Origin of the sequence: Chamaesiphon sp. VAR_69_metabat_338, assembly GCF_031423935.1 — a bacterium.
GTDB lineage: Bacteria > Cyanobacteriota > Cyanobacteriia > Cyanobacteriales > Chamaesiphonaceae > Chamaesiphon.
The window spans coordinates 1-2864 of sequence record NZ_JANPGM010000642.1; the positions used below are offsets into that span (position 1 = coordinate 1).

At 44.0% G+C, this 2864-nt stretch carries 2 protein-coding genes and 1 pseudogene; 2 read left to right on the forward strand and 1 reads right to left on the reverse strand.

The features are described 5' to 3' along the window. Together RMO84_RS17690 and RMO84_RS17695 are read left to right on the forward strand one after the other, a co-directional pair. A partial coding sequence (locus tag RMO84_RS17690; RefSeq protein ID WP_310489754.1) for an ankyrin repeat domain-containing protein occupies window positions 1–467 on the forward strand: 467 nt, incomplete at its 5' end. A gap of 32 nt (window positions 468–499) precedes the next feature. Beyond that, a complete protein-coding gene (locus tag RMO84_RS17695) occupies window positions 500–2005 on the forward strand; it encodes a serine/threonine-protein kinase (RefSeq protein WP_310489755.1) in 1506 nt (501 codons plus the stop codon). A gap of 77 nt (window positions 2006–2082) precedes the next feature. Here RMO84_RS17695 and RMO84_RS17700 read toward each other — a convergent pair. Then, window positions 2083–2784 (reverse strand): annotated as a pseudogene (locus RMO84_RS17700) (NAD(P)/FAD-dependent oxidoreductase); the annotation flags it as partial. Window positions 2785–2864 lie beyond the last annotated feature (80 nt).

Consider the following 2864-nt stretch of genomic DNA (forward strand, 5'->3'; position numbering starts at 1 on the left):
CTTATCCCGACCAAAATAAGTTGTCGCTCTTACACCTAGCTAGTATTCATCAGGATGGTGAAATAGTAAAACTTCTACTCGATCGAGGTATCGATCCTAATATTCAAGATAGTTTAGGCTGTACGCCGTTACACACAGCGATCGCACGAGATCTGATGCCATATACTCGCAGACTATCGAGTTACCTCAATAATGCCGATCTAGCTAACAATAATTCTATTTCTAGAAAAGCAATCGATCGTTTAGTTCGTGCTGGAGCAAAACCAGATCTGCAATGCAACCTAAATAAGAATGATGGAAAGGGTTTCTATTCAGGAGATAAAATAGACTCAATTTATAAGTTAAAGAGATCTAAGAATATTAGCTCGATCTCAGTAAATAACGATGATAGCAATAGTTCACCATCTGAATTATTACTTTTATTTGGTATTACAGACATCGATCTTAAGCCTATTCAGTTCAAGTAAATTAAATTCACGCTTCAAGCTACCTGACTAAGATGCAACAAACCGAACGAGTTCTAAACGATCGCTATCAAATTATTAATATCTTAGGACAAGGCGGGATTGCGACTACTTATGCTGCTAAAGACTTAGAAACTGATGAAACTGTAGCAATTAAAGTCATGTCCTTGCGGCGCGCTCAGGATTGGAAAGCGATCGAATTATTTGAGCGAGAAGCCAAGATCTTAGCCCAATTAAATCATCCGTGCATTCCTAAATATTTAGACTACTTTCAGATCGATACCGATCGAGATCGCGAGTTTCATATCGTCCAGTCTTTGGCACCGGGTACGCCATTATCGGCATTAATCGATCGGGGTTGGCAACCAGAAGTTGCGGAAGTCGAACAGATTGCCGTCCAAATATTAGAGATTCTGGCTTATCTCCACCATCTCAGTCCGCCGGTAATTCACCGCGATATTAAGCCCCAGAATTTAATTAAAAGTGCAGATGGTAAAATCTCGCTCGTAGATTTTGGAGCAGTTCAAGATACCTATCATCAAACAGTTACTGGCGGCAGCACCGTCGTCGGTACTTACGGTTATATGGCACCAGAACAGTTTCGCGGACAGGCATTTTTAAGTACGGATTTGTATGGATTGGCGACAACTTTATTGTTTTTATTAACGCGGGAAGATCCGAGTAAGTTACCGCAAAAACAACTCAAGATTAACTTTAAATCTGCACTCAAATTGCCTCGTCAATTTGCCGATTGGCTCGATCGCATGCTCGAACCGACTGTCGAACAGCGATTTACAACGGCAGCGGAAGCACTAGCTGTTCTCCAAGGATTGCAAAAACTGCCGCCACCAGTTGCCAATAATCGCCCGCGCAAACCCAATCATAGTCCGATTCGCTTAGTTGCCGATGAAACCGAACTGACGATTAATCTACCAGCGGTAAAATTGCGGACGACGAGCAGTCAGCAATTATGTTTGGTCGCAATTTTACTCAATTCTATCCTGGCGATCGCGATTTATGCGATCCTCACAATATCTCTAAAAATCGATCCTTCCCGATTCATAACATTCGCGCTGTTTGGATTGACGTATGCTGCCGGATCGATCGGGATGCTATCCTACAGTATCTACGGCAATTTTGCGCGCGGACAGTTAGAAATATCCGGCAATCGCTTGCAAATCAAACGCTGGATATTTGGGAACTTAGTATATAACGCGACTGCAAATATCGATCGAATCGAAATCTATCGCACTCCTGCAAAGCTGTCTATTTTGCCATTCGATCGGGCGCGCATCAGAATTAAATTCATGGGCAAGCCCACTATTTTTTTCGTAGTATTTAGATGGTTAAAACGGTTTATAAAAATCGATCTAACTGAGATTAACTTACCAGATCGACGATATGCAGTGGGATTACTTTTAGATCCCACCGAAAATCAGTGGTTGGCTAGCGAATTGAGTATTTTTGTCGATCGAGCCTTACGTCGTCAACAGATCTATCGCGAACGACTAGAACTGCTGAAAACTATTGAAATTAATTGATAGTCGATCGTATCGATCGAATATTTAACAACTAGCAAGTCAATGAACGATCTCCGATCCTACCCGCTCTAACTGAGTTACACTTTTGCATTTACCTTCAGCGGTGTCGCAATAAAAAAGTCGCCGCCATCGTCCACGCCAATTTGACCGAGCGATTCATCGCCGGTAATCAATCGCGCCCCACGTTTGCGCGTGAAATAACTCCACGTCCACTGAATAAATACCACCAATTTGCTGTCAAATTCAATCAGATAATAAATATGGACGAATACCCAAATCAACCACGCTAAAAAGCCCGATAGTTTAATTTTACCAAAGTCAGCTACTGCCGAATGTCTGCCGATTACCGATAAACTACCCGCATCATAATATTCAAATGCTGGCATCGTCTGAGCCTGGAGCCGCTTGAGGATTAAATCCGCGACATATTTACCTTCTTGGGTAGCGACAGGTGCTACGCCTGGTAACGGCTTGCCATCGGGCTTGGTAAAGTTGGCCAAATCGCCAATCACAAAAATCTGCGGATAGTCCTTGACGCTCAAGTCCGAGTTCACCATTACTCGCCCCACCCGATCGAGTTCTACGCCCGTATGCTCTGCTAGAATCTTGCCCATAGCCGATGCCTTGACGCCAGCCGCCCAGAGAACCGTCCGTGCTGCGACTGTCTCCGTCTGCTCGCCCTGACGGATGGTAACAGTGTTGTCGGCGATATTCGTCACCATGGCTTTTGTCTGCACCTCCACGCCCAATTCGACTAGGGATGCTTCGGCTTTAGCCGAAAGGTATTTGCTCTTCGGCTGAAGCCGAAGCTCCTATGTTTGTAAGGCTTCTTTCAGTACTTGTTGTAGCAGATTTTCGT